The sequence below is a fragment of the Enterobacter sp. UPMP2060 genome, assembly GCF_053709655.1.
Genome location: NZ_JBSKJQ010000003.1, coordinates 333,617 through 359,747, shown reverse-complemented (window position 1 = coordinate 359,747; position 26,131 = coordinate 333,617). Strand labels below are relative to the sequence as shown.

Genomic DNA, 26,131 nt, shown 5'->3' with positions numbered 1-26,131 from the left:
TCATGTCCCGTCCTGTTCTGGCCCAGCTGAACCTGCAGGCCCTGAAGGATAATCTGCAAATTGTTCGTCGGGCGGCTCCGGGGTCGCGCGTCTGGTCGGTGGTGAAAGCGAATGCCTACGGCCACGGTATCGACCGTATCTGGAGCGCGCTGAGCGCGACCGACGGTTTTGCGCTCCTGAATCTGGAAGAGGCCATTCTGCTGCGCGAGCGCGGCTGGAAAGGGCCGATTCTACTGCTGGAAGGCTTCTTCCATGCGGACGATCTGCCGCTGCTGGATAAGTACCGGCTGACCACCAGCGTGCACAGCAACTGGCAGATTAAGGCGATCCAGGATGCGAAGCTCCATGCTCCGCTGGATATCTATCTCAAGGTGAACAGCGGCATGAACCGCCTGGGCTTCCAGCCTGAGCGGGTGCATACGGTCTGGCAGCAGCTGCGCGCCATGAAAAACGTGGGCGAAATGACGCTGATGGCGCATTTTGCCGACGCGGAAAAACCTGACGGTATTGCCGATGCCATGGTCCGCATTGAGCAGGCGGCTGAAGGGCTGGATTGCCCGCGCTCGCTGTCGAACTCGGCGGCCACGCTGTGGCATCCCGAGGCGCACTATAACTGGGTGCGTCCGGGGATCGTTCTGTACGGTGCGTCTCCCTCTGGCGAGTGGCAGGATATCGCCAACAGCGGCCTGAAGCCGGTCATGACCCTGCGCAGTGAAATCATTGGCGTGCAGACGCTGAAGGCCGGGGACACGGTGGGCTACGGCAGCCGCTACCGGGCAAAGGGCGAGCAGCGGATTGGCATCGTGGCGGGCGGTTATGCCGACGGCTACCCGCGCATCGCGCCGACCGGCACGCCGGTCTGGGTCGATGGGGTCCGCACGGGAACAGTGGGCACCGTATCTATGGATATGCTGGCCGTTGACCTGACGCCATGCCCGCAGGCGGGCATTGGCTCACCCGTCGAGCTGTGGGGTAACGAAATCAAAATTGATGACGTGGCTGCCGCGGCGGGCACGGTGGGGTATGAATTGATGTGCGCGCTGGCACCAAGAGTACCGGTTGTGACGGTGTAACTTATGTTCGCCGGGTGGCGGTTTCGCCTTACCCGGCCTACAAAACCCTCGAACGCAGGCCGGGTAAGCGTTAGCGCCACCCGGCAAAAAAACTACTCCGCTTCCTCTTCCATCGGCCTTAAACCGACTTTCCGCACCGCGTTATCTTCTTTTTCGGCAACGGTCCAGATCATCCCGGCAAACTCTACCTGATCCCCCACGACCGGGGCAGCGCCAAGCCGCTGCTGGATGATTTCGCCCAGCGTTTGCGGGTTATCACCGTCTTCAGCACCTTCATCCAGACCGTAAATCAGCGCCACATCCGCAAATTTAGCGCTGGCTTCCAGAATAAAATCGCCGAAGAAGCGCTGGTCCAGGGCCACCGGAGGCGACTGGCTGAACAGCTTGCCCAGCGCGGGCAGGTCGCGCTCACGACCTATAACGCAGAGAATATCCCCCTCGCGCAGGCGGGTGCTGCCGGTAGGGTGCAGCAGGACATTATCGCGGAACAGGGCGGCAATGCGCGTTTCGGTCGGCATGTGCAAATCGCGCAGCGAGGCCCCCACGCACCATTTGTCGGCGCTTAGCTGATAGACGAACTGTTCCCACGGGTTCTCCGGATGAATATCGAGCCCCACGCGGGAGACCGGCCAGCCCACGGGCGGGACCACCACTTTGGCTTTTTTCGCCGCCCACCCGAGCGAGGTTCCCTGGAACAGCAGGGAAATCAGCACCACGAAGAACGCCACGTTAAAGAACAGCCGCGCGTTATCCAGACCGGCCATCATCGGGAACACCGCAAGGATAATCGGCACCGCGCCGCGCAGCCCCACCCAGCTGATAAAGACCCGCTCGCGCAGGTTGAAGCCGCGAAACGGCAGCAGGCCTGCAAATACCGACAGCGGACGGGCGAAGAAGATCATCCACGCGGAAAGCAGCAGCGCCGGAACGGCGATCGGCAGCAGGTCCGATGGCGTAACCAGCAGGCCCAGCACCAGGAACATGCCGATTTGCGCCAGCCACGCCAGGCCGTCAAAGTTCTGCAAAATGGCATGGCGGTTGCGAATAGGGCGGTTGCCCATCAGGAACCCGCAGAGATAGACCGCGAGAATGCCGCTGCCGTCCACTGCCGTGGTGACGGCAAAAATAAGAATGCCGCCGCTCAGCGCCAGCAGGGGGTAAAGCCCCGCGGGCAGCGAGATGCGGTTGATCGTCTGCTGTAAGAGGTATCCCCCCGCCAGGCCGATGACAATCCCCAGACCGAACTGCTGCAGGATATGTAACGCAAACATCCAGCTCAGCCCGCTTTCATGCTGCTGAATCATCTCGATAAGCGTAATGGTGAGAAATACCGCCATCGGATCGTTACTGCCGGATTCAATCTCAAGCGTGGAGCCAACGCGTTCGTTTAGCCCTTTTCCCCCGAGCAGGGAAAACACCGCTGCCGCATCGGTTGAGCCCACGATGGCGCCAATCAGCAAACCTTCCATGATATTGAGATGGAAAAGCCACGCGGCCATCATCCCGGTGAGGCCAGAGGTAATCAACACGCCGACCGTGGCGAGCGACAGCGCAGGCCCTAAGGCCACGCGGAAGGAGCTCGCCTGGGTACGCATCCCGCCGTCCAGCAGGATCACAGCCAGCGCAAGGTTACTCACCATATAGGCGAAGGGGTAGTTATCGAATGGGATACCGCCAATGCCATCAATGCCGGCCAGCATGCCGATGGCGAGGAAAATGACAAGAATAGGTATGCCGAGACGCGATGAAAATGAACTTAATAAAATACTGCTGGTTACAAGGACGGAACCCAAAATGAAAAGGCTTATTATCGCTGCGGCATCCAATGTTCTCTTACTCCCACCTCAATGTTAACGCTGTTACTAAAACCCTAACATATTAACAACGGCAACAGCGTTTTATTAAGGGGGTATAACGGCTTTTTTATGCCTTTATGACAGGATGGCCGCTGATGGTCAGCCGAGTGCCGGAATCGTTGTGGATCAGGGAGGCATGCGCCCCCAGCGCCAGGGTCACGGTTTGCTGCTCATGGCCGAAATCCAGACCGGTGATGACCGGAATATCCAGCCGCGAGCGAGCGAAGTCGACCATGGTCTCCAGGGAGTAACCCGCGTCATAGTCATTCGGAGCAGAGCCGCTGAAGCTGCCCAGCACAACCGCGGACTGGCGTTCAAGAATACCGGCATGATAAAGCTGCAATAGCATGCGCTCGACGCGGAACGGATGTTCGTTGATATCTTCCAGCACCAGAATGCCGTCCTCGATTTGCGGCATCCACGGCGTGCCGATGAGCGAGACCAGCATCGCCAGATTGCCGCCCCAGAGCTGGCCTTCACATTCCCAGTGCGGCCCATTGCCTTGCCACTCCACGCTGTAGGTAGAATTGCGCAGCGCGCGCCAGAAATGTTCCACGGTAAACGCATCCAGCTCCGGTGCGCCGAAGTTACCGGCCAGCATCGGACCGCTGAAGGTGATGACGTTATGCAGGGCCAGCAGCCCAAGCTGGATGACGGTGAAATCGCTGTGGCCGCAGATCAGCAGCGGATCCTGCTGCTGGCGCAGCGCCAGCCCCTGCCAGTCAATGCTCTCCAGCAGACGGCTCGCGCCATATCCGCCGCGCACCGCAAGCACAACCCGGTTTTCGCCCGTCAGGTTCACCAGACTATTGATATCATTCAGCCTCTGCGCTTCGGTACCGGCAAAACGCTGCTGGCGGCGGGGGATAATCGTCTGATTTTCTACCTGATGGCCAGATTCCAGCAAACGCTGAACGCCCCGCTGCGCCGCGTCCTGGTTAATGCAGTAGCCCGACGGCGCGATGAGATGAAACTGAGACATGGCAATTCCTTGCTGAATGAGAAACTAATTGTCTATATCATGCCGCTTATACGCTGCCTGCTTCAAGAGGCGGCGCACCGCGATGACCGGCTATAAGGATAGATGACGTGAAATTGAGATGGTTTGCTTTTTTGATTGTGTTGCTCGCTGGCTGTAGTTCAAAACATGATTATCAAAATCCGCCCTGGAACCCGGAAGTTCCGGTGAAACGGGCCATGCAGTGGATGCCGATCAGTGAGCAAGCCGGGAAGGCCTGGGGCGTCAGCCCGCGTCTCATCACGGCGATCATTGCGGTGGAGTCCGGCGGTAATCCCACGCTTGTCAGCAAGTCCAACGCGGTGGGGCTGATGCAGCTTAAAGCGTCAACGGCGGGGAGAGAGGTTTACCGCTACATGGGCTGGAACGGCCAGCCGTCGACCAGCGAGCTGAAAAACCCGGAACGCAACATTTCAATGGGCACGGCCTACCTGAGCATCATGGAGCATGGCGTGCTGAAGGGGATTAAGGATCCAGAGGTGATGCAGTACGCGCTGGTGGTGTCTTACGTTAACGGTGCCGGCGCGTTGCTCAGAACCTTCTCCTCTGACCGCAAAGAGGCGATAGAAGAGATTAACGACATGGACAAAGACGAATTCTTTGAACATGTGGCGAAAAATCACCCGGCACCACAGGCGCCTCGTTATATCTGGAAAGTACAGAAAGCGATGGATGCCATGTAATGCCGCAGACGGGCGGCGGTCACGCTGCCCGATTTATTCACAGAACCTTATTTGCGCGTTCCCGCGCCTCTCGCTCCAGGGAGTAGATAATACGCTGAAGCTCACGCTCCGCGCCAGGCCCGACGTTGAGGAAACGAAAGCTCAGACGCGGCGTGGTGATAGTTTCATTTTTGCTGTCCACGACGGTGCGGTCGCTGATGGCAATCAGCTGTGCATCGAAATAAAAGCGACCCCAGCCCCCCATATCCAGTTCGATTTGCGTAAACCGCATGCCCTCTACCAGCCCGTCCGGTTTCGGCGTATCCATCAGCGCGCCCATGCCGCCCAGCGACAGATCGAAGAGGCGGAAGCGGATCTCTTTTTTGTCCGGCATTTTGGCCTTACAAAAATAGGCGGGATGGAGCGGGGCGCTGATGCGGAAATATTCACGACGCTGAACAAACCAGAGATTGGTCGGAAGCGGGGTAACAAAAGCCGGCAGTCCCTGGTATTCGCTCAGTTCCAGCCGCGACAGGACAAACTCCACTTTGGCGCCCTGCGTTTCGGCCATCACCGCGATATTCTCCGCTTTCAGCGCCGCGCGGTTTTCATACTCCTGACTGCCTAAATCAATCACCAGCCGATCCTGCGAGGCGTCAAGGATCTTGCTGATGAACTGATTATTCGACCAGCTGATGCGCAGCGGCACTTCACCTTTTTGCAGGTCGCGTAATACCCCTAATACAGCCAGCGGATTTTGCTTGAGGAACTGCTCACTGTAATGACTCACGCCGGATGGCTCCTTGATTGATGACAGACTGTCTTAGCGTTATCGGCAATCTGCAATGAAACTTAATACAAACCGGTGAGTTTTTTTTGCCTGTTTAACCAAAGATAAGTCGGTGAGATGAAAATGGTTTTCCGGCGATGACCTATACTTAAGTTAGCTGTGCAGAAGGTTTTCTGCGCACGCGTTAAACCTGCAAGAGGGCATCGCTATGGGTATCATCGCCTGGATTATCTTTGGTCTTATTGCTGGCGCTATCGCTAAACTGATCATGCCGGGAAACGATGGCGGCGGCTTTATTTTGACCTGTGTACTCGGGGTCGTTGGTGCGGTTGTGGGCGGCTGGCTGGCGACGATGTTTGGCTTTGGAGGCAACATAAGTGGTTTCGACCTGCACAGTTTTCTGGTCGCTGTCGTGGGTGCCATTGTGGTGCTGGGCATATTCAGGTTACTGCGACGAGCATAAATTGACGTAAACGGCTCTCTGCGGAGGGCCGTTTTTTTTGCCTGAGTATTGATTTGTTAATCTAAATGATAATAATTGTCGTTCCGTATTGCATCTAACAACAAGACGACATTATGAATACCTCACGTTTTACGCTTTGCGCTCTGGCAGGGGCCGTCACGCTGGCATTGCAGGTCCCGGCGTTCGCCGAAGAATCCACCATCGTCGTCACAGGTTCAGAGCAGGGCAGCGCGCTGCCGGCCTGGACGAACAGCGCCACGAAATCGGCCGTTGCCGAAAGTAAAACGCCGCAGGTCATCACGACCCTCACTGCGCCGGAAATTGAAAAGCGTCACGCGAATTCGGTAAATGAAATCCTGCGCTATGCCCCGGGCGTCTCAACCGAGGTGCGGGGGAATACCTCCTACATGAGCGAATATAAAATTCGTGGCTTTACCGTTGACCAGGAGTTCTACAACGGGCTGCAGCTGCCCTATAACGTCACCGGCAATACCAAAGCGCGCATCGATCCGCTGCTGATCGACAGCGTTGATATCCTGAAAGGCCCCTCATCGGTACTTTACGGCGGCGGTTCGCCGGGCGGGCTGGTGAATATTCAAAGTAAAAAACCGCAGCGGGAAGCCCGAACCGAAATCGGCGTTAACACCGGAAACCGTAATCTGAAAGAGGGCTATCTCGATTCAACCGGGCAGATTGCCGACAGCGACTGGAACTACCGTCTGCTGGGCAAAGCCACGGAAAACGACGATCAGCCGCACACTACCCGGTATGAAAACTACCTGGTTGCGCCGTCCGTCACCTGGCAGCCCGACAGCAAAACCCGCCTCACCCTGGACGCGCTGGCGCAAAACACCCCGAGCCTGACGCCGTCTAACCCGCTGCCGCTCGCCTATCTGCGCTCGAAATATGCGGGCAAGCGCGATTACGCCGGAGATGAGTGGAGCGGGTTTAAGCAGCGTCAGTGGATGCTGGGCTACAGCTTTGAACATGAATTCGACAGCGGCTGGGGCTTTAATCAGAAAGCGCGCTATTTCGACGTCGATACCCACCAGCGCAGCGTCTACGCGACAGGCACGGGAAGCGAGGCGTATCAGATCAACCGCTTTGCCTACACCACCGATGAAGACCTTAAGAGCTTCAACATCGACAACCAGGTGACCAAAACCGTTGCCCTTGGCGACTGGAAACACCACCTGCTGGCCGGGTTTGACTATCAGAAGCTGAACTCCCATTTCCATTATCGCTACGCGTCGGCCACGCCGGGCATCGATATGCGTCATCCAGACTATTCGCAGATCCAGGAACGCGCGCTGGGGCTCTATACCGCCCAGAAAAACCGTCTCAGCTATCAGCAGAACGGCTATTACTTACAGGATCAGGTAGAGTTTGGCGGCCTCAACCTGCTGGGCAGCCTGCGCTACGACGATTACCGCTCCGTTACCACCAACTACCTGCAAAACGGTGATAAAGCCTGGGTATCGCAGGATCGCGTCACCAAACGCCTGGGCGCGCTTTACGCCTTCGATAACGGGATTTCGCCGTTTATCAGCTATTCAGAAGGTTTTGCGCCGGTGTCGCCGCAGGGTACGCTCGTGGCGAAAGACGTCAAGCCGACCACCAGCAAACAGGTGGAAGGCGGGGTGAAATATCTGCTGGCCGACTACGCCACCACCTTTACCGCCTCGGTGTTTAACATCCGGCAGAAAAATGTCGTCACCTCCGATCCGGGCTTCCTGAACTATCGTCAGACCGGGGAAGTGGAATCCAAAGGGGCAGAGCTCTCCGCCATCAGCCGTCCGACGGACAACCTGACGCTGATTGCCAACTATGCGTACACCCACGCGATCAACCGGGAAGATGACAAATACAAAGGCAAACGTCCAACGCAGGTACCGGAGAATGCCTTCAACCTCTGGGGGGATTACACCTTTGACAACACGCCGCTGAAAGGACTAATGCTGGGAGCGGGCGCACGCTACACCGGGCCGATGGAAATCTCTCCGGCAAACGATGCGGGTAAACTGGGCGGCACTACGCAGTACGATCTGGCGGCTTCCTACCGGATGGGCGAAATCCTGCCCTCTCTGGCAGGGCTAACGCTTAAAGCCAGCGCGCAGAATATCACTAATAAAGAGACGCTGACCTGCTACGACGCGACCAACTGCTGGATTGGGCGTGACAGGACGTATCAGCTAGGGGCGAGTTATAGTTTCTAAGGAACCAGGGGGACCCCGTCAAAAATGCGCAATCGGACTGCCCCCTCTCCCTTGAGGGAGAGGGCTGGGGTGAGGGGGAACATACGGCTGTGGTGGTCATTCCGTTCACTTCATGTTCCTTGCTACTCTGTAACGATGTGACCGGTGAACGTGCCAGGGTGGCTCAGTCGCCGCCACCCTGGCAACCCGGGCTCCCGGCGGTAAATCGCCGCTTCGCGGTGCCCTCGGCGTATTCCTTCCGGCTTATCGGGGACGGGCGGAGGTAACATCCCTGTAAAGCCCGCCCTCTCGGCGCATCCATGCGCCTCGCCCCGGCCGGAAGGCCAACGCCTCAGCGATTTACAGCCGGACCATGGCATCGCTGAAAGCGTTCAGGCGTTCTGAAACAACGTTATTGCTTCTGCTCAAAACTTACTGGCTAACCTTCTCCCGGAGGGAGAGGGCTAGCACGCGCAGGCCGGGTAAGGCGCAGCCGCCACCCGGCAATACCCTTACTGCGCCGCAGCTTTCACCGGCGCAGCCTCCTCATTCGCCGCAGGCTGATTCTCCGGCACGCTGTCGCACGGTTTTGCTTTCGGACAGACCCGATCCAGCATTTTCAGCGTCACGCCGTTGCTCCAGCCGAAGCCGTCCTGCAGCGGATACTCGCCGCCGCCGCCGCCCGTACCGGTTGTCGACACGTCATACTTCTCGACCAGTTTCTTTTCCCGATCGTAAGTATGCTGAACGTTCTTCAGGAAGCGCCAGGTCACGTCCATCGAGACCTTCTCCTGTCCGTAATTCTGCAGCCCTTCCGCGGCCACCCACTGCAGCGGGGCCCAGCCGTTTGGCGCATCCCACTGCTGGCCGCTATTGACGGTGGTGGTCGCAATACCGCCCGGCTTCAACAGGCGCGACGAGGTTGCCGCGGCGACTTTATCGGCCCGGTCCTGCGCCGCCGCCTTCACGTAAAGCGGGAACAGGGCTGCCGCCGTGAGCTGATTGCGTACCTTCTTGCTTTTCAGATCGTAATCCGCGTACCAGCCCTCTTTATCATTCCACAGGTGGCTCTCGATGGCTTTCTGACGCGCCGTTGCCAGCGCCTCGTATTTACTTGCGCTGGCGGCGTCGCCACTCTCCTGGCTTGCCCGCGCCAGCAGTTTTTCCATCTTGAACATCAGGGCGTTCAGGTCCACGGGGACAATGCTGGTGGTTCGGATGGTGCCGAGCTTTTGCGGATCGTCCATCCAGCGCGAGCTAAAGTCCCAGCCCGAGGCCGCAGCGGAACGCAAATCACGGTAGATCTCGGTCGCAGGCCGGTTAGGGTTACTTTTGGCGGTATTCACGTCGTCAAGCCAGGACTCCGGGCGCGGGGTATCGCGGTCGTCCCAGTAGCGGTTGAGGATAGCGCCGTCGTCCAGCTTCACCACGCGTTTGTTAGCCTGCCCCGGCTGAAGGGCGTCGACGCCGTCCATCCAGTAGGCATACTCTTTCTCCATCTGCGGACGGTACTTCTTCAGCGCATCGCTGTCGTGGGTCGCCAGCAGTTCAACCATCATTGAGAAAAACGGCGGCTGGGAGCGGCTCAGGTAATAGCTGCGGTTGCCGTTGGGAATGTGGCCGAAGGTGTCAATCTCATACGCAAAGTTATCCACCATGTCGCTGATTTTGTCCCAGTGTTCGCTCTCCGCCAGGCCCAGCATGGTGAAATAGCTGTCCCAGTAGTAGACCTCGCGGAAACGGCCGCCGGGCACAACGTAAGGTTTGGGTAACGGCAGAAGGGAATCCCATTTGTTGCTGGCTTTATCCGTGGTGCGCGTCAGTACGGGCCAGAGATCGTCGATGTGCTCACGTAAACTTTGTCCAGCAGGCGGAACATATTTTTCCCCTTCCGCAGGGAGCGTAAAGTTCATCTCGACAAAGTGGCGTAAGTCAAAGCTGGACTGCGCGTGCTGCATCCGGTAATCCGCCAGAATCATCAGCGGGTCGCTTTTGGGGACGGCATCCGCGAAGGTTTTCTGATCGGGAAACAGTTTGGCGCTTTGCACATCGTTAAACAGCGGGCCCAGCAAAATATCGGGTGAGGTTGTCTGGGCTGCGGGGCTATCGTCGGCATAACCGCAAGTCGTTACGCCGAGCAGCGCGCCTCCTAACGCAAGGGGCAAGAACGCGGGGCGTAGTGTACGAGGTCTTATCATCAGTTTGTCTCCTGTCTTCACTAAACAGCGTGACCGCTGTTGTCAATCACCTGAAAACCTTAGACGAATATTGCCCGCTTCGCGTTAATAATTGCCTGCCCGTCAGACCTCTTCCGGCGTCTGGCTGGCTTCCCGCAGCGTGCCCGGCGCATGTCCAATGATGCGCTTAAACGCCCGGCTAAATGCCGCCAGAGAGCCGTACCCCAGCCGCAGCGCGACGGTTTCAATCGGCTGATTTTCGTGGCGAATGTACTGGATGGCCAGCCGCATTCTCAGCTCGCTGAGATATTTTGCCGGGGTGGTTCCCGTCGCGGCCAGAAACCGTTCGGCGAACACGGAACGGGACGTGCCCGCTTCTTTTGCCAGATCCGCCACGCTCCAGTTCAGGCCGGGCTGCTGGTGCATGGCGTAAATGGCACGGCTCAGGCGCGGGTCGCGCAGAACCTGCACCCAGCCGGTGGCTTTACCACACCCGCCTTCAACCCAGCCGCGCACGATTAACGCCGCCACCACGTCGGCCAGACGCGCAAGGATCCCGGCGTACCCGGCCTGACGCGCCACGGACTCCCGCTCCATCGCCGCCAGCAGCGGGTGGATCTCCGGCCAGGTGGACATCAGCCGGCTGACCATCATCACTTCCGGCATCGCCTTGATCAGCGGCTGCATCCCGCCCAGCTCAAAATCCATGCACCCGCTAAAGATGATGGTGTTCTCGCTTTCCGGGCAGGGCTCGCAGGTGATGGCACACACCGAGCTGCAGATGGGCTCGCTGGGAAAGGCATTGATGGGCGTAATGGTTGCCCGCTCGTCAGAGAGCAGGGCATGGGAATCACCGCAAGGAATAAAGAGGGCATCGCCGCTGCTCAGTTCGAACGTCGCACCGCTTTCCATTCGCAGCAGGGCGCTACCGTGGCTCACAAAATGAAACTGCGCCCTACCGGGCGCCTGATGGAACGCGAAGCCAAACGGCGCGCTGGCCTGGATCCGCCGGTATTTCACACCTGAAAGACGCATGCCGCGTAAAAGTTCGCTGATCAGATCGGGTGACTGTACGGTCATGGCGCAACTCCGGACGAATAATCAATAAGTGGAGATTATATGTCATAGATCGTCCAGGGTGAACCTTCTATGCTTTTGCGACAGTTGTCACATTTTTATAACGGGAGAAAAACAGATGAATTCATGTGTCGCGGCGAGCGAGGCGGTAGCGCCTGCAAAACCCGCCTGGCGGGCCGTCTATTCACTGGGGCTGGGGGTGTTTGGTTTGATTACGGCAGAATTTCTGCCCGCCAGTTTGTTAACGCCGATGGCCGCGAGCCTGGGCGTGAGTGAAGGAATGGCCGGACAGGCCGTCACCGCCACCGCGCTGGTGGCGCTGGTGACCGGACTGCTGATTACGCCGGCGACCAAAAGCATCGACCGCCGCTGGGTGCTGATGTTTTTCTCGGTCCTGCAAATTATCTCCAGCCTGCTGGTGGCCTTTGCGCCCAACCTGCACGTCCTGCTGATGGGGCGTTTGCTGCTCGGGATAGCCATCGGCGGATTCTGGGCGATGTCGACGGCGACCACGATGCGCTTGGTTCCGGCGGATAAAGTGCCGAAGGCGCTGGCGGTGATCTTCTCCAGCGTATCGATAGCCACGGTGGTCGCGGCGCCGCTCGGCAGCTATCTGGGCAGCCTGATCGGCTGGCGCAACGTCTTTGTTCTCTGCATTCTACCGAGCATGCTGGCGCTGCTGTGGCAGCTCTGGGTCCTGCCGTCCATGAAGCCGGAGAGCAGTGGCAGCCTGAGTACGCTGTTCCGCGTGCTGCGTCGTCCGGGGATGATCGGCGGCATGCTGGCGACCATCCTGATTTTCAGCGGCCATTTCGCCTTCTTTACCTACCTGCGCCCGTTCCTGGAAACGGTGGGGCAGGCGAGCGTGGAGACCATTTCGCTGATCCTGCTGGGCTTTGGGCTGGCCAACTTTGTCGGCACCTCCGTTGCCGGGCATCTGCTGGCGCGTAATCTGCGCCTGACGCTGGCGCTGGTGCCGTTCGCGATGGGCGTTCTCGCGCTCACCATGGTGGCGTTTGGTCATCTGGCGATGCTGGACGGGTTCCTGGTCGCGCTGTGGGGCTTTGCATTTGGTCTGGTTCCGGTGGGCTGGTCAACCTGGCTTGCTACCACCGTTCCGGATGAAGCCGAAAGTGCAGGCGGGCTGCTGGTGGCCTCAATTCAGCTGGCGATAAGTGCCGGTGCGGCCGGGGGCGGCGCGGTATTTGACCTCAACGGCGCCAGCGGCGTATTCGCCGGAAGCGGGCTTCTGCTGGTAACGGCGATGGTGATTGTGTTTATGGGCGTAAAAGTGAAAGCAGAGTGAGCCTTTTCCCTCTCCTTTGGGAGAGGGACTTAACGGTTGTTCATTGTTCTATGCTGTTGCTCTTTCATTCCAGGTGTCTTTAAACATGATATTCCCGTCGCAATATTTCCATTCAATCGATTCATAGCGGAGTTCGACTTCTTCCATATGCGCACTTGCGATACCGAGCGGGTGCAATACTGGCGAGATCCTGGTTATTTTGACGTTTTCCAGAGTGATATTGAAGTATTCGCGCTCAATACCGGCGTCATCAATTTTATACATTTTGATTAATGCAGATTTGAATGTTTTGCCTGTACATACGGCACGAAAAAAATGGGGTGTGATGCGATCTATTTCTTTTTCAAAGGTGATTGGAACATGAAGGCGTGTCCCGGTTAGTTTTCCCGTGTTGGAACTGGTGGGGATCCAGACGGAGTGATTAAACGATTTGAGTTCGGTAGAGCCCAATCTTGTAGGCATTAAACACTCGCCTAATACGGGAGCATTATTTTCGTCAGTAAACCATATATGTGCTGGTGTAGACATTTATTGATCCTTTGTTTTGTAACGAAATGCAATGAAGTACACAACTAATATAATAATCCCAACGATTCGTAGTGCAATTTTTTCGTTTTCTATAAAACTCACCACGATAGCACCGAGAATGATGGCGAATATTCCAGTGCCATACCAAAAAAAATCATCCATAATGTCTTGTAAGAAACTTTTTAAAAATTGTTTCAAAAATGCTTTTATCGATTGCCACATTATCGCATCATTCTATTCAGCGCATCAGCAATTTCGCTATCGGATGCAGTGTTTAAGTTAAGATAACCGGCTTTCATTATCACCGGTTCAATAAGGAAATACATCATTTCCAGCTTTTCAACATATAGCGCATGGTAAAATAACGGCTGAAATTTTTTAAGTGTATTTGCGCTGTCTGCCGCATGCTGAACTATAGCGTAAAGGTTTAATACGGTAATTACACCTCCTGTGCTCAAACCAACCTTTCTCATAAATGCACTTTTTACGGCCGCGTTCATTTTATTACCATAACAGATGTATGACGTGGCGGCATAAATCAAACCGCTCTTAGATACTTGCTTTACTGAATAGTTTGTTGTAAATGGTATTAATTTTTCGAGAATAATTTTTCTTTGAATAATGGATCTGTTCTGAAGCATCGTTTCAATATAAATCCTTACCATTCTAAAAATTACATCTCTATGCTTAACAAGTTCAGCGACTCCTGCTAAAAACCTCAAATCTTCCGAACCCAATTTTTTACAGACATCCTGATAATTATCAGTGAAGCAAGAGGTATAATAAAGCAATCGCGTGGTCGCATCGCCAAGATTATTTAAATATTCTATGGCACCGTCCTTTACCCCCGCGACGGCGCGATCGAGCCTTAATGCAAGATCTTTATCGGATCCAATTCTTTCTATAATTTCCTTGCTGTAATACATAATATGTCCCTGTTGTGTGCAGGGTGTATCATGGTCTACGTTATCGACTAAGGACAGTGATCGGACTCGCACTTTTAAACGTAAAATAAAGAATAAATATTAACCTATTTTCTAAGTTAATTGGTGCGTTTTTATAATTGATGCGATGAATTAGAAAGAGTTAAATAATCTTGAGATTATTAAGAATTATATATTCAGCGAGGAAGGGGGAGATATTACTGAATGATGACATAATTTGTAGGCCGGGTAAGCGCATGCGCCACCCGGCATCACGGTAAGACTTACAGCCCTTTCTTATCCATCCACACCGCCAGATCCACCAGACGGTTTGAGAAGCCCCACTCGTTGTCATACCACGCCAGGATCTTCACCATGTTCCCGCCAATCACCAGCGTGGAAAGCCCGTCGATAATTGAGGAGCGTGGGTCGCCCTGGTAATCGCTGGAGACCAGCGGTTCATCGCTATAGCCCAGTATGCCTTTCAGAGGCCCGCTGGCGGCCGCGTTGCGGAACGCGTCATTCACCTCTTCGGCGGTTACGTTACGGCTCAGCGTTACCGTTAAATCCACAATCGACACCACCGGCACCGGCACGCGCAGGGAGTACCCGGTCAGTTTGCCGTCCAGAGAGGGGATCACTTTCCCCAGCGCTTTTGCCGCGCCGCTGGAGTAAGGCACAATCGACAGCGCCGCCGCGCGCGCGCCGCGCAGATCTTTCTCCGGCTGATCGTGCAGCGCCTGGCTGTTGGTGTAGGCATGCGTGGTATTCATCAGGCCATGCTCAATCCCGAACTGCTGATGCAGAACCTGAGCGGCCGGCGCCAGGCCGTTCGTGGTGCAGCTCCCGTTACTCACCACCGCGTGACGGGCGGGATCGTACTGCTCGTGATTAACCCCCATCACAATCGTCAGGTCGTCGTTCTTCCCGGGGGCGGAAATGATGACGCGCTTGACGCCGCCGTGAGTGATATGCACCGCCGCTTTTTCCCGCTCGGTAAAGAAGCCGGTGGCCTCAATCACCACGTCAACGCTGACGTCACGCCACGGGATATTCGCCGGATCGCGTTCGCTAAATACGGCGATCCGCTGCCCGTCTACCTGCAGCGCGCCGTCTGCCGCTTCAACCGGGGCGGGAAGCTTGCCCAGAAGGGAATCATGTTTCAGCAGGTGGGCGAGGGTTTTACTGTCCGTCAGATCGTTAATGGCCACAATCTGCAGATCCGGGTTACCCAGCGCCGCGCGCAGGAAATTACGTCCGATACGGCCGAAACCGTTAATACCGACCTTAAACATGGTGCACTCCTTATCTCTGTTGTCTGGAGTCACTGTAGGCGTCGGGCCGGTTGGCGTAAACGACAAAAAAGGATCAGATTACGCCATTTTGCGACAGTGGAAGCGCTGGCGGTACTCGCCGGGCGTGAGGTGAAGCTGTTTCTCAAAGATGCGGCGCAGGTTAATGCTGGTGCCGAACCCGCTTTGCTCGGCAACGCGCTCAAGGGAGTCATGGGTCTGCTCAAGCAGCTGGCGGGCCGCGGCCAGACGCGCTTCGGTAACGTAGCGGGCCGGAGAAACTCCCGCGTCGCGGGTAAACACGCGGGTGAAATTACGCGGGCTCATCGCCGCTTTCTCGGCCAGATTTTCCACGCACAGGTCGGCGGTGAGGTTCTGCAGGATCCAGGTTTGCAGTTCGCCTATCGGGCCCGATGTGCCGGGCTGCTGCAGGCTGTAACGGCTGAACTGCAGCTGGCCGCCGGGACGGCGCAGATACATCACCATATCCTGCGCCACGTCGCGGGCTAGGGTAAATCCGTAGTCGCCTTCCACCAGCGCCAGGGTCAGATCGAACCCGGAACTCACGCCGCCGGAGGTCCAGATGGGGCCATCCTGAATATACAGCGGACCGCCTTCGACGTGGATAGCCGGATACTGGGTTTGCATCGTCTCCAGCAGCCGCCAGTGGGTGGTCGCGCGACGACCGTCCAGCAGGCCGGTCTGGGCCAGCAGCATCGCGCCGCCGCAGATAGAGGCTACCCGCCGGGCGTGCGGCGCAGCGAGGTGCAGCCAGTCCACCACCGCCGTGCTCTCCTGCTCGTTCATGCCGCGTCCGGTGATGATAATGGTATCCAGCGGTTCACGCGGGTCCAGCTCCGGCAGGCGATAGTCCGCCAGCAGATTCAGGCCGGACTGGCCGTGGATCACCTGGTGAGGCTGCGTGGTGGCGATGATAATCCGGTAGCGGGGCTGCGCAAGACCTTCCGGATGCAGCCGGTTGGCCTGCATCAGAATGTCGGCGATACCGGCGGCTTCAAACAGCATGCCGCCGTCGGGAACAATAATCAGGATCTTCTTCATGTCCTGAAAAGTACCTTTATCACAGAATAAGTCAAGCGACGCGTGCGCCCCACGTTTCTGGCAAAGCAAAGCGATTTAAGTTGTTTGTTATTTCAGGCGTTATCCCCGATCGTCAAAGAATTATCTCTGGCGAAACGGCGTCTGAAGGAATGAGTCAACGAAGCTCCCTCTATTTACATCCGCAACAACGCGAACAAATCCGCCATCTTGCATCGGGTTTTTTATGGCGCAGCGAACTGCCCACGTGGCTGTTGATTATCACGATTTATGCAGGCTGGTTTGCCACGCTGGCGTTCTGGCAAACGCTCGGCCTGCTGCCCGCCACGTTGCTACTGATCGGGTTTACCGCCTGGTACATGTCCCTGCAGCATGAGCTGATCCACGGGCACCCCACGCGTTTTGCCTGGCTCAACCAGCTGTTCGGCACGCTCCCGCTGGCGGTCTGGTATCCGTATGGCCTGTACCGGGACTCCCATCTCGCCCATCATCGGCACCATAGCCTGACCCATCCGGTGGATGATCCGGAGTCGTACTATTTTACCGACGAGAGCTGGGCGCGCTTTTCCCCCTGGCAGAAACGTATGATTCGGGCGCGGAATACCTTCGCCGGGCGGCTGATGCTGGCCCCGCTGCTGGATATCCTTCAGACGCTGGGCAGCGCTGCGGCGGCGTTTCGTCACCTTCAGCCGCGGGCAATGTCAATGTGGCTGGTTCACGTTTTGCTGCTGGTGGCGCTCTTCGCCTGGATGACGCGTACCGGTTTTTCACCCGTCTGGTTTGTGCTGGCCGTCAGCTATCCGGCGCTGGCGCTGACCAAGGTCCGATCGTTTTTCGAACATCGCGCGGCGGACGACCCGCTGGCGCGCTCCGTCATTAACGAGGCCGGGTTATTCTGGCGGGTACTGTTTTTGAATCTCAACTACCATTCAGTGCATCACGATCTGCCGGGCGTTCCCTGGTACGGGCTGAAGGCCATCTACCAGCAAAACCGGGAGGCGTACCAGCAGCGAAACCACGGTTTTCTCGTCAGGGGCTATGGTGAATGGCTGCGTCAGTTCTGGGTGAGACCCGTCGACGTCACCGTTCATCCCGCAAAACAACAGGGGGAAGGGTATGAGTAACCTGCTGGCGTTTCCCATGTATGCCGTGGATCGCGCCGATATCCGCGCGCTCTGGCTGGCGGTAAAGGGGCTGTTGGCCGCGCGCGGTGTGTCCGTCGATCGTGACCCCGGCTGGCCGGAATCCGATCTGCTGAGGCACTGGCAACAGCCTGCGCTTATCCTCAGCCAGACCTGCGGTTATCCGCTGGTCACGCAGCTCCCGGACGTGCAGGTGGTCGGCTGTTTTCACTACGCGGCATCGGGCTGCGAAGGGATCCAGTACCGCAGCTTTCTGGCGGTGCGCGAGGAGGATCGGCACCTCACGCTGGCGGATTTTCGCGGACGTCGGGCGGTCTGTAATTCCCCGGATTCCCAGTCCGGCTACAATGCGCTGCGAAAAATAGTGGCTCCCCTGGCGAGCGGCGGTCCCTTTTTCGCGCAAACGTCCTTCAGCGGCAGCCATCGCCAGTCTCTGATTGATGTGAAACGCGGGGCGGGGGATATCGCGGCCATCGACTGCGTGACCTGGGCACTGCTGCAGCGCCATGAGCCGGAACGCCTTGTGGGGCTGGCGGTCATTGACCGCACCCCGCTGACGCCGGGACTGCCCCTGATCACCTCGCCTAACACCTCGCGTGAAACGCTTAACGCCATTCGCGATGCGCTCCACGCGCTGGCCAGTTCACCGGAACATCGGGAGATTTGCGACGCGGTGCTGATCGGCGGTTTTAGCGTGGTCACGCGCGAGGCCTACGCCTCATTGACCGCGTGATAAATCTCCTGCGCGTCGGTAAAACAGCGCAGCGCCAGCGAGGAGACGGGCTTCTGCCTGCGCATAATCAGGCCGACGGGAGCCTCAATGTTCGCGTCAGCGATGGGGACAATCCGGAAGTTGCCGTTCAGTGCCTCCAGCCCGTTGTTCAGCGGCATGACGGCGCAGCACACGCCGCTCTGAACCGCCTGAATGATCTGGAACGTCGAGTCGCTTTCGAAAACGGACGTGGGTTCGATGCCGGCAGATTTAAAGCTGGCCTCCATATGCGCCCGGTAGTGCATCCCTTTGGTCAGGAACCCCAGCGGAAAATCCGTCAGGTCGTGCCACGTCAGCGCTGCCTGGCCGAGCTGGAAATGGCGAGTGTCGTGCAGCAGGCCCATCTTCGTTTTTGGCAGCTGGATAACGTCAAACAGGCTGGTGTCGATGCTGTTGAGGTAGCAAATTCCCAGCTCAAGCTGATTGCGGCTGACGCCGTCGGCGATCTGCGCTGAGGACATGGAATAGAGGCTGTAGGTCAGCTCCGGGTATTTTTGCGTTAGCTGGCGAATAAAGATCATCGGATCCACGCTCGCCAGCGGCACCATCCCCAGACGTAATTCGCCCACCACCTGGCCTTTGCACAGCGCGGCTTCCGCCTGTAACCCGTCGTGTGCGGCAAGCAGGGCGCGGGCCCACGCGAGGATGCGTTCCCCCTCCGGCGTAAACCCTTCAAAGCGCTGCCCGCGCACGATCAGCACCAGCCCCAGCTCCTCTTCCAGGCTGCGGATGCGCATGGAGAGGGTCGGCTGGGTGACGTTGCACTGCGAGGCCGCTTTACCAAAGTGCCGGGTCTCGTCGAGTGCGATTAAATATTTTAACTGTTTAATATCCATCATTATCTCTGCGCGAGCAGCCTTACAGCATGCGGATCTCTTTCGAGCGCAGGGTGATGCGAACCGGAACGGATTTATACGACGGCGTACCGCTGTCCTTATCCAGATAATCAAGCGGTACCAGCACGTTGGCCTCCGGGTAATAGGCGCCGACGGTGCCCGGCGCGATGCTGTACGCCACCACGGTAATGTCCTTCAAACGCTGGACGCTGCCGGGGAGGGCGGTTTCGATATCCACGCGGTCGCCGTGTTCCAGGCCTGACTGCGCCATATCGTCTTCGTTCATAAACAGCACGTCGCGGCGGCCAAACACGCCGCGGTAGCGGTCGTCCAGCGCGTAAATGGTGGTGTTGTACTGGTCGTGGCTGCGCAGCGTGATTAACCGCAGAACATGCTCACCTTCGCCGCTGACGTTCTCGTGAACGCCGTCGAACACCGAGAACATCGCTTTTCCCGTCGCCGTTGGCCAGATGCGTTGCGTCGGCGGCAGCGGCATACGGAAGCCCCCGGGAACGCGGATCCGCGCGTTGTAATTCTCAAAGCCCGGAATGGTCTGCTCGATCAGATCGCGGATCCGGTCGTAATCTTCTACCAGCGTCAGCCAGTCCACGCGGGTTTCCGGCAGCGTGGCTTTCGCCATGCCGGCGACGATAGCGGGTTCCGAACGGAGCAACGGCGAGGCGGGCTTCAGCTTGCCGGATGAGGCATGCACCATCGACATGGAGTCTTCGACGGTAATGGACTGACGGCCGGTGGCCTGGAGATCCAGCTCGGTGCGGCCGAGGCACGGAAAGATAAAGGTCTCTTTGCCCACCAGCAGATGGGTACGGTTGAGCTTGGTGCCGACGTGCACGCTCAAATCCAGGTTACCCATCGCCGGAAAACCCCGCTCGTGATCGGGCATCGCGACGGCAAAATTACCCCCGAGGCAGATGAGCGCCTTCGCGCGGCCGTCGATCATCGCCTGCGTGGCCTGCACCGCATCGTGTCCGTGGTGAGACGGCGGCTCAAAGCCGAAAACGTCCTTCAGACGGTTCAGGAAGGCCGGCGTGGGCTTCTCGCTGATCCCGACGGTACGGTTCCCCTGAACGTTTGAGTGGCCGCGCAGGGGGCAGATACCCGCGCCGGGCTTGCCGATATTCCCGCGCAGCAGCAGCAGGTCGGCAATCAGTCGGACGTTCGCCGTGCCTTTATTGTGCTGGGTAATGCCCATCCCGTAGGTAATGATGGTGGCATTTGATTTCGCATAGGCGTCGGCGACCTTCCCGAGCGCCGCCCGGTTCAGGCCCGACTCGCGCTCGATCTCGTCCCAGCGGGTTTGCGCGATATCGGCGGCGAAGTCCTCAATGCCCTGGGTGTGTTCGGCAATAAATGCGCGATCCAGCACGTCACCGCGTTCGGCCTCCATTTCCAGCAGATGTTTGGCAATGCCTTTCAGCGCGGCGGCATCGCCCCCGGCCTTCACCTGGAAATAGGTCGAGGCGATATCCGTTGAGCCGTAGGTCGCCATTTCAATCACGCTTTGCGGGTCGGCGAAACGTTCGAGGGCGCGCTCGCGCAGCGGGTTAAAGACGATAATCGGCACGTTGCGACGGGCCAGCTCATGGAGCGTCCCCATCATTCGCGGATGGTTGGTGCCGGGGTTGTGGCCGATGGAGATCACCAGCTCGGTCTTATCAAAGTCGTCCAGCGAGACGGTGCCTTTCCCGATGCCAATCGAACGCGGCAAACCGACGCTGGTGGCCTCGTGGCACATATTCGAGCAGTCGGGGAAGTTATTGGTGCCGTATTCGCGAGCGAACAGCTGGAACAGATACGCCGCTTCGTTAGAGGCGCGTCCGGAGGTATAGAACTCGACCTGGTCCGGTTCGAGCCCGCGCAATACTTCGCCGATGCGTTGAAACGCCTCGTCCCAGTCGACGGGCCGGAAGGTATCGCTTGCCCGGTCATAGCGCAGGGGATGCGTCAGTCGACCGTAGCCTTCCAGCTCAAAGTCCGATTTTGCCAGCAGCGAGGAGACGCTGTTTTCAGCCAGAAACGCGGGGGTAACGCGTTTGCTGGTCGCTTCCCAGGTCACGGCTTTGGCGCCGTTCTCGCAGAACTGGAACGTCGACTTGTGTTCTTTATCCGGCCACGCGCAGCCCGGGCAGTCAAAACCGTCAGGCTGGTTGGTGCGCAGCAGCGTGGCGGGAGCGTCCAGGGCATCCATTTGGGTACGTACCGCGATGGCCGTCGCTTTTAACGCGCCCCAGCCTCCGGCAGGACCGTCATAGTGTCTGATACCCGGCACCGAGCGTCTTTTCTTATTCATACCCACTCCTGATTTCTTCGGTCACACAACGTCTGAACCCATAAAAACGCTGCAAAGGACAATAAGTGAAAGCAATGACGACCGGATGGCTATGCGCATGCGGTGTAGAAAAATGCTTTATCTTAAATTCGTTTTATTACAGCGATTTATCAGATCTGATGCTTAAATATTTAAAGAAATTATAACGAAATTTTATCATTTTAATAATAAATCTTATCTATCACACGGTAGGCAAGATAGATGGGGCGAGCAGGAGAGGATGTAGCAACAATAAAATTTCGAATGAAGGCTGTGGGCGGCAGCAATAAACACGGGTCGCAGCTGGCGGGATATTGCGAGCATTTTTGGCGGGGATAATGTCAGGATGGTTAACTCAGGCTTAATGATTAAAGGATAAAATTCAGGCCTGGTTGGGTAATTGTCGCAACGCGAAATATAAAGTTATTTTGAGGCGTAAAATTAACGTCGTGCAACATAAGTGAAATAGTCACATTCACGTTAACGCGTGCATTCAATATTAAAGTTACCCTGATAGTGCAACAAATAATTCATCTTTCATATATTCTGCTGACCTCACCAATACGCGAATTCTACTAATTATGGTAGTGGCGATAATAGCCGTATTGCGTTAATGAAAGTGGTTCTCTTTTGTGTTTTTTGTATATAAAACAAATGATTGCAATGTTGTGTGGCTAAGAAATAAAAGGGCGTAGGTCATATCGGGTTTTTTCATAGGATTAATCCTATAATTTTCCGACTGCTTCATTTACCAACAGTTACGTACCGGTAAATATTGAATTGAGACGAAGCTCATGTAAACTTGTTTACCGTTTGTCAAAATATGTCAGGAAGACACTGGGCCTTATTCTGAAGGGCTCGTGCGGTAGCTATGCCCTTAAAATAGTAACGCCCCGAAAATATCCTGGCTATTTTAACAATAGCACCTAAGTCAAACTTCACTCCCTTATCTTCATCATCGAAATATCGCTACGGAAAAGCATATGAAAATGCGCGTACTGTTTTCACTTCTGTTTGTAATGGCGGTGGCGGGCTGTAAAGCGCCGCAGAAACCTGTGATCAACGACGATACGATCGAGACCAGCCAGGTCAACGGCGTGACCTTAACCCACCGTCACGCTGTGACGCCGCCGGCGGAGTTCAACCCGGTCAACGAACCGTATCGCGCCATGTATCCAGCCTCCCTGATGAGCCGTCCTGACTTCGGCGGCAAAGTTATCCGCACTCTCGACACCGGAAAAACCTACGTGGTGCTGGGTCAGGTTGAACATTACTGGATGGCGCTGGCCGATGAAGGGAACGATCAGCTGATTGGTTACGTCCCGATGCGCGCGGTGATCAAGGCCGACCTGTACGACGCCGCCGTGCGTAAACAGGCCATTCGTCCGAAGGCGCGTAAAAAAGCGACCTGTGTCGACGTCGATGGCAACAGCAAAGCCTGCAAAGACAGCGCTAACGGTACCTGGATCCTGAACTAAACGGCTTGCATGAGCGCATTTTTATGAATAATAAAAATTTTCATAAGCTGTGGTTATTCTTTTACGCGGTGATTTTCGCCCTGGTCAGTGGTTGTACGTCGTCTTCACACAGCGACCCCTCCCGCTACAATCTGCAGTTTCAGGCTCATCCACAAATCAACGAATCTGCGCCGCTTAAGGTCCGGGTGTTGTTGCTGAAATCCGATGCGGATTTCATGTCCAGCGACTTCTACTCCCTGCAGAACAACGCGTCAGCCACGCTTGGCGCGAATCTGCTGAACAGCGACGTGTTCTTCCTGATGCCGGGACAGCTGTCCAAAACCCTCAGCGGGCAAAGCTCTCCGGAGGCCCGCTACATCGGCGTGATGGCGGAGTATCAGATGCTGGATGGCAAAAAATGGCGCGTTTCACTCCCTCTGCCTGTGCCTGGCGAAAATCATATCTACCAGTTCTGGAAATGGTCCGCGGATGAACTTCAGGCCAACGTTTTTCTCGACGTGAACGGCATTCGGGTCATCAGCCAGTAACGCGCTTCAACACAGGAAACACATCATCATGACGAAAGCAGAAAAGGTCGTCTGGACCGAAGGCATGTTCCTGCGTCCACACCATTTTCAGCGGACTGAAAGCTATCTGCTCAACCATGTTCGTGAATGGGGCGCGCTACAGCGGTCATATCTCTGGGGCTTTCTTGACGTGGAACTGGATGAAGCGATGCTTCGTCAGGGATGCATTGCCCTGAGCTACTGCAGTGGCTTGCTGCCGGACGGCACCTTTTTCCAGGTGCGTAACGGGCGCAACGGCCCTGCGCCGCTGAAAATTCCTGACAATCTCACCAACGAAAAGGTGGTGCTCGCGCTGCCGGTTCGTCGTGGCGAGAGAGAAGAGGTGATTTTTAGCGAAGAGCCGGCCTCGCTGGCGCGCTTCATCGCTTTCGAGCAAGAGGTGGAAGACGACAACGCCATGTCGGTGGGGGATGCCACCGTCCAGTTTGGCCGTCTGCGTCTGACCCTGATGCTGGAAAAAGACCTCACGGCGGAATGGACCGCCATCGGCGTGGCGTTTGTGACGGAGAAACGTAACGATAACCACGTGCGGCTCGATAACAGCTACATCCCGCCGATGCTCAACGGCAACAACAGCCCGCAGATCTACAGCATGATCAACGATCTGCACGGTCTGCTGGTCCAGCGCAGCCAGCAAATTGGCGGTCGTCTGCGCCAGCCTGGCCGCTTTAACACCTCCGAACTGATTGAGTTCACGCTGCTGTCGCTGGTTAACCGTCATCTGGGCGAGGTTTCTCATTTAAAAACCCTCCCGCTGCTGCATCCGGAAACGCTCTGGCGCAGCTGGCTGCCCTTTGCGACCGAGCTCGCCACCTGGACGTCGCAGCGTACCGCCGAAAGCGTGCTGCCGATTTACGATCATGACGATCTGGCTAACTGCTTCAGCAAACTGATGCTGATGCTGCGTCAGGGGCTGTCGCTGGTGATGGAAGACCACGCGATTCAGCTGCCGCTTAACGAACGCTCTCACGGCCTGAACATCGCCACGGTGCCTGAAACCAGCATGGTGCGCGAGTTCGGCTTCGTGCTGGCGGTAAAAGCCAACGTGCCGGGCGAACACCTGCAAACCCATTTCCCGGCGCAGATGAAGGTCGCGCCGGTCTCGAAAATCCGGGATCTGGTTCAGCTTCAGCTGCCGGGCATTATGCTGCGCGCCATGCCCGTCGCGCCGCCGCAGATCCCGTGGCATGCCGGCTACAGCTACTTTGAACTGGAGAAGGGCAGCGAGCTGTGGCACGAGATGGATAAGTCCGGCGCATTCGCCCTGCATCTTGCAGGGGAGTTCCCGGGGCTGGATATGGAGTTTTGGGCCATCCGTAGCCCGACAGAATAATAAAGCGAGCGCTTAATATGCAGGAACGACAGGACACCGGCAGTGATGCCGCGTTTACCGGAGCCAGTAGCAACAACCAGCTGGTGGCGGCCGCCAATCCGCTGCTCAACGCGATTCCGCAGATCCGTCATTCGGTCTCCCATGACGATCAGGTGGCGTTACGCCAGCGTCTGATCGATGAGATTCGCCGTTTCGAAGTCCGCTGTCAGCAGGCGGGGCTGCCCTACGAAGTGATCGTCGGGGCACGTTACTGCCTGTGTACGGCGCTCGATGAGGCCGCCGCGCTCACCCCCTGGGGCAGCAGCGGCGTCTGGTCAAGCAACGGTCTGCTGGTGACGTTCCACAACGAAACCTGGGGCGGCGAGAAGTTCTTCCAGCTGCTGGCGCGCCTGTCGCAGAACCCGCGCGAGCATATCCTGCTGCTGGAGATGATCAACTACTGCCTGCTGCTGGGCTTCGAAGGACGCTATCGGGTGCTGGATAATGGCCGCACCCAGCTTGAAACCATCAAGCAGCGGCTGTGGCAGATGATTCGCGGCGTGCGCGGCAGCTATCCGCCGCCGCTTTCTCCCCATCCGGAAGACCGTCCGGTGCTGCGCAAGCTCTGGCGGCCGATGGTTCCCCTGTGGGCTTGCGTGGCGCTGGCCGGGTTTATCGCCTGCCTGTTTTATATCGTGCTTAACTGGCGCCTTGGCGATAACACCAACCCGGTGCTGGCGAAGATTTACCAGTCCCAGCTGCCGGAAACCACTATTCAGCAGCCGGCCCGTCAGCTTCCGGCGGTGCTGAACCTGCGCGGCTTCCTGAAGCCTGAAATCGAGGCGGGCCTGGTCGCGGTGAAAGACGAAGCGGATCGCAGCGTCGTGATCCTGAAGGGCGACGGGCTGTTTGCCTCCGCCTCTACCGTCGTGCGTGACCGCTATGAACCGGTCATCAACCGCATTGCGCAGGCGATGAATAACGTCAGCGGCAAAATTCTGGTGGTGGGCTACAGCGACAACGTGCCGATCCGCAGCGCGCGCTTTGCCTCGAACTATGAACTCTCTCTGGAACGCGCCCGCTCGGTACAGAAAATGCTGCAGGGAAGCCTCTCTCAGCCTGGCCGCGTGAAAGCGGAAGGGCGGGGCGAGATTAACCCGGTGGCGCCGAACACGACGCCTGAAAACCGCGCCCGTAACCGCCGTGTGGAAATTACTCTGCTGGTGTCGCCTGAAAACACTCAGGCTGAGCTGAACGGATTGCCGCAAGGAAACTAA

General features: G+C 57.1%; 23 protein-coding genes. 11 read left to right on the top strand and 12 right to left on the bottom strand.

Annotated elements, in window-relative coordinates:
- Positions 1 to 2: 2 nt before the first annotated feature.
- Positions 3 to 1,073, top strand: a complete 1,071-nt coding sequence (dadX, locus tag ACWKXN_RS10625) for a catabolic alanine racemase DadX (protein ID WP_048979608.1) — start codon at positions 3 to 5, stop codon at positions 1,071 to 1,073.
- A 92-nt stretch (positions 1,074 to 1,165) separates the two neighbouring features.
- Here the strand turns inward: dadX and ACWKXN_RS10620 are convergent, their stop codons facing one another.
- Together ACWKXN_RS10620 and ldcA are read right to left on the bottom strand one after the other, a co-directional pair.
- Positions 1,166 to 2,899, bottom strand: a complete 1,734-nt coding sequence (locus tag ACWKXN_RS10620) for a potassium/proton antiporter (RefSeq protein ID WP_023312177.1) — start codon at positions 2,897 to 2,899, stop codon at positions 1,166 to 1,168.
- 97 nt (positions 2,900 to 2,996) lie between these two features.
- The gene (gene ldcA, locus ACWKXN_RS10615) at positions 2,997 to 3,911 is read right to left on the bottom strand and encodes a muramoyltetrapeptide carboxypeptidase (protein ID WP_454543769.1); all 915 of its coding nucleotides are present in this window, start codon (positions 3,909 to 3,911) and stop codon (positions 2,997 to 2,999) included.
- A 107-nt stretch (positions 3,912 to 4,018) separates the two neighbouring features.
- Here ldcA and emtA point away from each other — a divergent pair, with 107 nt between their 5' ends.
- Complete coding sequence (gene emtA / locus ACWKXN_RS10610) at positions 4,019 to 4,630, top strand: membrane-bound lytic murein transglycosylase EmtA (RefSeq protein WP_064672703.1); 612 nt, start codon at positions 4,019 to 4,021, stop codon at positions 4,628 to 4,630.
- 37 nt (positions 4,631 to 4,667) lie between these two features.
- Here emtA and ycgR read toward each other — a convergent pair whose 3' ends face one another.
- The gene (ycgR, locus tag ACWKXN_RS10605) at positions 4,668 to 5,399 is read right to left on the bottom strand and encodes a flagellar brake protein YcgR (RefSeq protein ID WP_023312174.1); all 732 of its coding nucleotides are present in this window, start codon (positions 5,397 to 5,399) and stop codon (positions 4,668 to 4,670) included.
- 208 nt (positions 5,400 to 5,607) lie between these two features.
- Here ycgR and ACWKXN_RS10600 point away from each other — a divergent pair, with 208 nt between their 5' ends.
- Positions 5,608 to 5,862: a GlsB/YeaQ/YmgE family stress response membrane protein gene (locus tag ACWKXN_RS10600; RefSeq protein WP_008502662.1), complete on the top strand. Its 255-nt coding sequence runs from the start codon at positions 5,608 to 5,610 to the stop codon at positions 5,860 to 5,862.
- Between the two features lie 113 nt (positions 5,863 to 5,975).
- Positions 5,976 to 8,078 carry a TonB-dependent siderophore receptor gene (locus ACWKXN_RS10595; RefSeq protein ID WP_454543768.1) on the top strand — a complete coding sequence of 701 codons (2,103 nt, stop codon included), beginning with the start codon at positions 5,976 to 5,978 and terminating at the stop codon, positions 8,076 to 8,078.
- Between the two features lie 491 nt (positions 8,079 to 8,569).
- On the opposite strand, the gene ACWKXN_RS10590 is transcribed toward ACWKXN_RS10595, so the two are convergent.
- Positions 8,570 to 10,255, bottom strand: a complete 1,686-nt coding sequence (locus ACWKXN_RS10590; protein ID WP_058841376.1) for an alpha,alpha-trehalase — start codon at positions 10,253 to 10,255, stop codon at positions 8,570 to 8,572.
- Positions 10,256 to 10,357: 102 nt separating this feature from the next.
- Entirely contained in the window at positions 10,358 to 11,314 is a 957-nt protein-coding gene (locus tag ACWKXN_RS10585; RefSeq protein ID WP_454543767.1) for an AraC family transcriptional regulator, read from the bottom strand.
- A gap of 115 nt (positions 11,315 to 11,429) precedes the next feature.
- Here ACWKXN_RS10585 and ACWKXN_RS10580 point away from each other — a divergent pair, with 115 nt between their 5' ends.
- Entirely contained in the window at positions 11,430 to 12,617 is a 1,188-nt protein-coding gene (locus ACWKXN_RS10580; protein WP_033145809.1) for an MFS transporter, read from the top strand.
- 48 nt (positions 12,618 to 12,665) lie between these two features.
- Here the strand turns inward: ACWKXN_RS10580 and ACWKXN_RS10575 are convergent, their stop codons facing one another.
- From ACWKXN_RS10575 to ACWKXN_RS10555, 5 genes are all read right to left on the bottom strand, one after another.
- Entirely contained in the window at positions 12,666 to 13,145 is a 480-nt protein-coding gene (locus tag ACWKXN_RS10575) for an Hcp family type VI secretion system effector (protein WP_454543766.1), read from the bottom strand.
- Complete coding sequence (locus ACWKXN_RS10570; protein WP_182073047.1) at positions 13,146 to 13,367, bottom strand: hypothetical protein; 222 nt, start codon at positions 13,365 to 13,367, stop codon at positions 13,146 to 13,148. It abuts the gene before it with no gap.
- Positions 13,367 to 14,071, bottom strand: coding sequence for a hypothetical protein (locus ACWKXN_RS10565; protein ID WP_221702192.1), 705 nt, complete (start codon positions 14,069 to 14,071; stop codon positions 13,367 to 13,369). The genes ACWKXN_RS10570 and ACWKXN_RS10565 overlap by 1 nt, the downstream gene beginning before the upstream one ends.
- Before the next feature lie 281 nt (positions 14,072 to 14,352).
- Positions 14,353 to 15,363: a type I glyceraldehyde-3-phosphate dehydrogenase gene (gene gap / locus ACWKXN_RS10560; protein WP_454543765.1), complete on the bottom strand. Its 1,011-nt coding sequence runs from the start codon at positions 15,361 to 15,363 to the stop codon at positions 14,353 to 14,355.
- Between the two features lie 78 nt (positions 15,364 to 15,441).
- Complete coding sequence (locus ACWKXN_RS10555) at positions 15,442 to 16,422, bottom strand: GlxA family transcriptional regulator (protein WP_454543764.1); 981 nt, start codon at positions 16,420 to 16,422, stop codon at positions 15,442 to 15,444.
- Positions 16,423 to 16,571: 149 nt separating this feature from the next.
- Here ACWKXN_RS10555 and ACWKXN_RS10550 point away from each other — a divergent pair, with 149 nt between their 5' ends.
- Both ACWKXN_RS10550 and ACWKXN_RS10545 read left to right on the top strand, forming a co-directional pair.
- Entirely contained in the window at positions 16,572 to 17,543 is a 972-nt protein-coding gene (locus tag ACWKXN_RS10550) for a fatty acid desaturase (protein WP_454543763.1), read from the top strand.
- Positions 17,536 to 18,294 carry a phosphate/phosphite/phosphonate ABC transporter substrate-binding protein gene (locus tag ACWKXN_RS10545; protein WP_454543762.1) on the top strand — a complete coding sequence of 253 codons (759 nt, stop codon included), beginning with the start codon at positions 17,536 to 17,538 and terminating at the stop codon, positions 18,292 to 18,294. The genes ACWKXN_RS10550 and ACWKXN_RS10545 overlap by 8 nt, the downstream gene beginning before the upstream one ends.
- Here the strand turns inward: ACWKXN_RS10545 and ACWKXN_RS10540 are convergent.
- A complete protein-coding gene (locus tag ACWKXN_RS10540; RefSeq protein ID WP_039263611.1) occupies positions 18,273 to 19,169 on the bottom strand; it encodes a LysR family transcriptional regulator in 897 nt (298 codons plus the stop codon). The genes ACWKXN_RS10545 and ACWKXN_RS10540 overlap by 22 nt on opposite strands.
- A 22-nt stretch (positions 19,170 to 19,191) precedes the next feature.
- Complete coding sequence (locus ACWKXN_RS10535; protein ID WP_454543761.1) at positions 19,192 to 21,480, bottom strand: FdhF/YdeP family oxidoreductase; 2,289 nt, start codon at positions 21,478 to 21,480, stop codon at positions 19,192 to 19,194.
- A 1,001-nt stretch (positions 21,481 to 22,481) separates the two neighbouring features.
- Here ACWKXN_RS10535 and ACWKXN_RS10530 point away from each other — a divergent pair.
- From ACWKXN_RS10530 to ACWKXN_RS10515, 4 genes are read left to right on the top strand one after another with little or no spacing between them, the layout of a single operon-like run.
- Positions 22,482 to 22,976: a hypothetical protein gene (locus ACWKXN_RS10530; RefSeq protein WP_033145802.1), complete on the top strand. Its 495-nt coding sequence runs from the start codon at positions 22,482 to 22,484 to the stop codon at positions 22,974 to 22,976.
- Between the two features lie 23 nt (positions 22,977 to 22,999).
- Positions 23,000 to 23,503 carry a type VI secretion system lipoprotein TssJ gene (gene tssJ, locus ACWKXN_RS10525; RefSeq protein ID WP_023312162.1) on the top strand — a complete coding sequence of 168 codons (504 nt, stop codon included), beginning with the start codon at positions 23,000 to 23,002 and terminating at the stop codon, positions 23,501 to 23,503.
- Between the two features lie 28 nt (positions 23,504 to 23,531).
- Complete coding sequence (gene tssK, locus ACWKXN_RS10520) at positions 23,532 to 24,875, top strand: type VI secretion system baseplate subunit TssK (RefSeq protein ID WP_214579690.1); 1,344 nt, start codon at positions 23,532 to 23,534, stop codon at positions 24,873 to 24,875.
- 17 nt (positions 24,876 to 24,892) lie between these two features.
- Positions 24,893 to 26,131, top strand: coding sequence for a DotU family type VI secretion system protein (locus ACWKXN_RS10515; protein ID WP_033145801.1), 1,239 nt, complete (start codon positions 24,893 to 24,895; stop codon positions 26,129 to 26,131).

Bases quoted from the DNA above. Each gene is read 5' to 3' on its own strand.
- dadX (WP_048979608.1), top strand. From the start codon at position 3: ATGTCCCGTCCTGTTCTGGCCCAGCTGAACCTGCAGGCCCTGAAGGAT.
- ldcA (WP_454543769.1), bottom strand. From the start codon at position 3,911: ATGTCTCAGTTTCATCTCATCGCGCCGTCGGGCTACTGCATTAACCAG.
- ACWKXN_RS10600 (WP_008502662.1), top strand. From the start codon at position 5,608: ATGGGTATCATCGCCTGGATTATCTTTGGTCTTATTGCTGGCGCTATC.
- ACWKXN_RS10595 (WP_454543768.1), top strand. From the start codon at position 5,976: ATGAATACCTCACGTTTTACGCTTTGCGCTCTGGCAGGGGCCGTCACG.
- ACWKXN_RS10590 (WP_058841376.1), bottom strand. From the start codon at position 10,255: ATGATAAGACCTCGTACACTACGCCCCGCGTTCTTGCCCCTTGCGTTA.
- ACWKXN_RS10585 (WP_454543767.1), bottom strand. From the start codon at position 11,314: ATGACCGTACAGTCACCCGATCTGATCAGCGAACTTTTACGCGGCATG.
- ACWKXN_RS10580 (WP_033145809.1), top strand. From the start codon at position 11,430: ATGAATTCATGTGTCGCGGCGAGCGAGGCGGTAGCGCCTGCAAAACCC.
- ACWKXN_RS10575 (WP_454543766.1), bottom strand. From the start codon at position 13,145: ATGTCTACACCAGCACATATATGGTTTACTGACGAAAATAATGCTCCC.
- ACWKXN_RS10570 (WP_182073047.1), bottom strand. From the start codon at position 13,367: ATGTGGCAATCGATAAAAGCATTTTTGAAACAATTTTTAAAAAGTTTC.
- ACWKXN_RS10565 (WP_221702192.1), bottom strand. From the start codon at position 14,071: ATGTATTACAGCAAGGAAATTATAGAAAGAATTGGATCCGATAAAGAT.
- gap (WP_454543765.1), bottom strand. From the start codon at position 15,363: ATGTTTAAGGTCGGTATTAACGGTTTCGGCCGTATCGGACGTAATTTC.
- ACWKXN_RS10555 (WP_454543764.1), bottom strand. From the start codon at position 16,422: ATGAAGAAGATCCTGATTATTGTTCCCGACGGCGGCATGCTGTTTGAA.
- ACWKXN_RS10550 (WP_454543763.1), top strand. From the start codon at position 16,572: ATGAGTCAACGAAGCTCCCTCTATTTACATCCGCAACAACGCGAACAA.
- ACWKXN_RS10545 (WP_454543762.1), top strand. From the start codon at position 17,536: ATGAGTAACCTGCTGGCGTTTCCCATGTATGCCGTGGATCGCGCCGAT.
- ACWKXN_RS10540 (WP_039263611.1), bottom strand. From the start codon at position 19,169: ATGGATATTAAACAGTTAAAATATTTAATCGCACTCGACGAGACCCGG.
- ACWKXN_RS10535 (WP_454543761.1), bottom strand. From the start codon at position 21,480: ATGAATAAGAAAAGACGCTCGGTGCCGGGTATCAGACACTATGACGGT.
- ACWKXN_RS10530 (WP_033145802.1), top strand. From the start codon at position 22,482: ATGAAAATGCGCGTACTGTTTTCACTTCTGTTTGTAATGGCGGTGGCG.
- tssJ (WP_023312162.1), top strand. From the start codon at position 23,000: ATGAATAATAAAAATTTTCATAAGCTGTGGTTATTCTTTTACGCGGTG.
- tssK (WP_214579690.1), top strand. From the start codon at position 23,532: ATGACGAAAGCAGAAAAGGTCGTCTGGACCGAAGGCATGTTCCTGCGT.
- ACWKXN_RS10515 (WP_033145801.1), top strand. From the start codon at position 24,893: ATGCAGGAACGACAGGACACCGGCAGTGATGCCGCGTTTACCGGAGCC.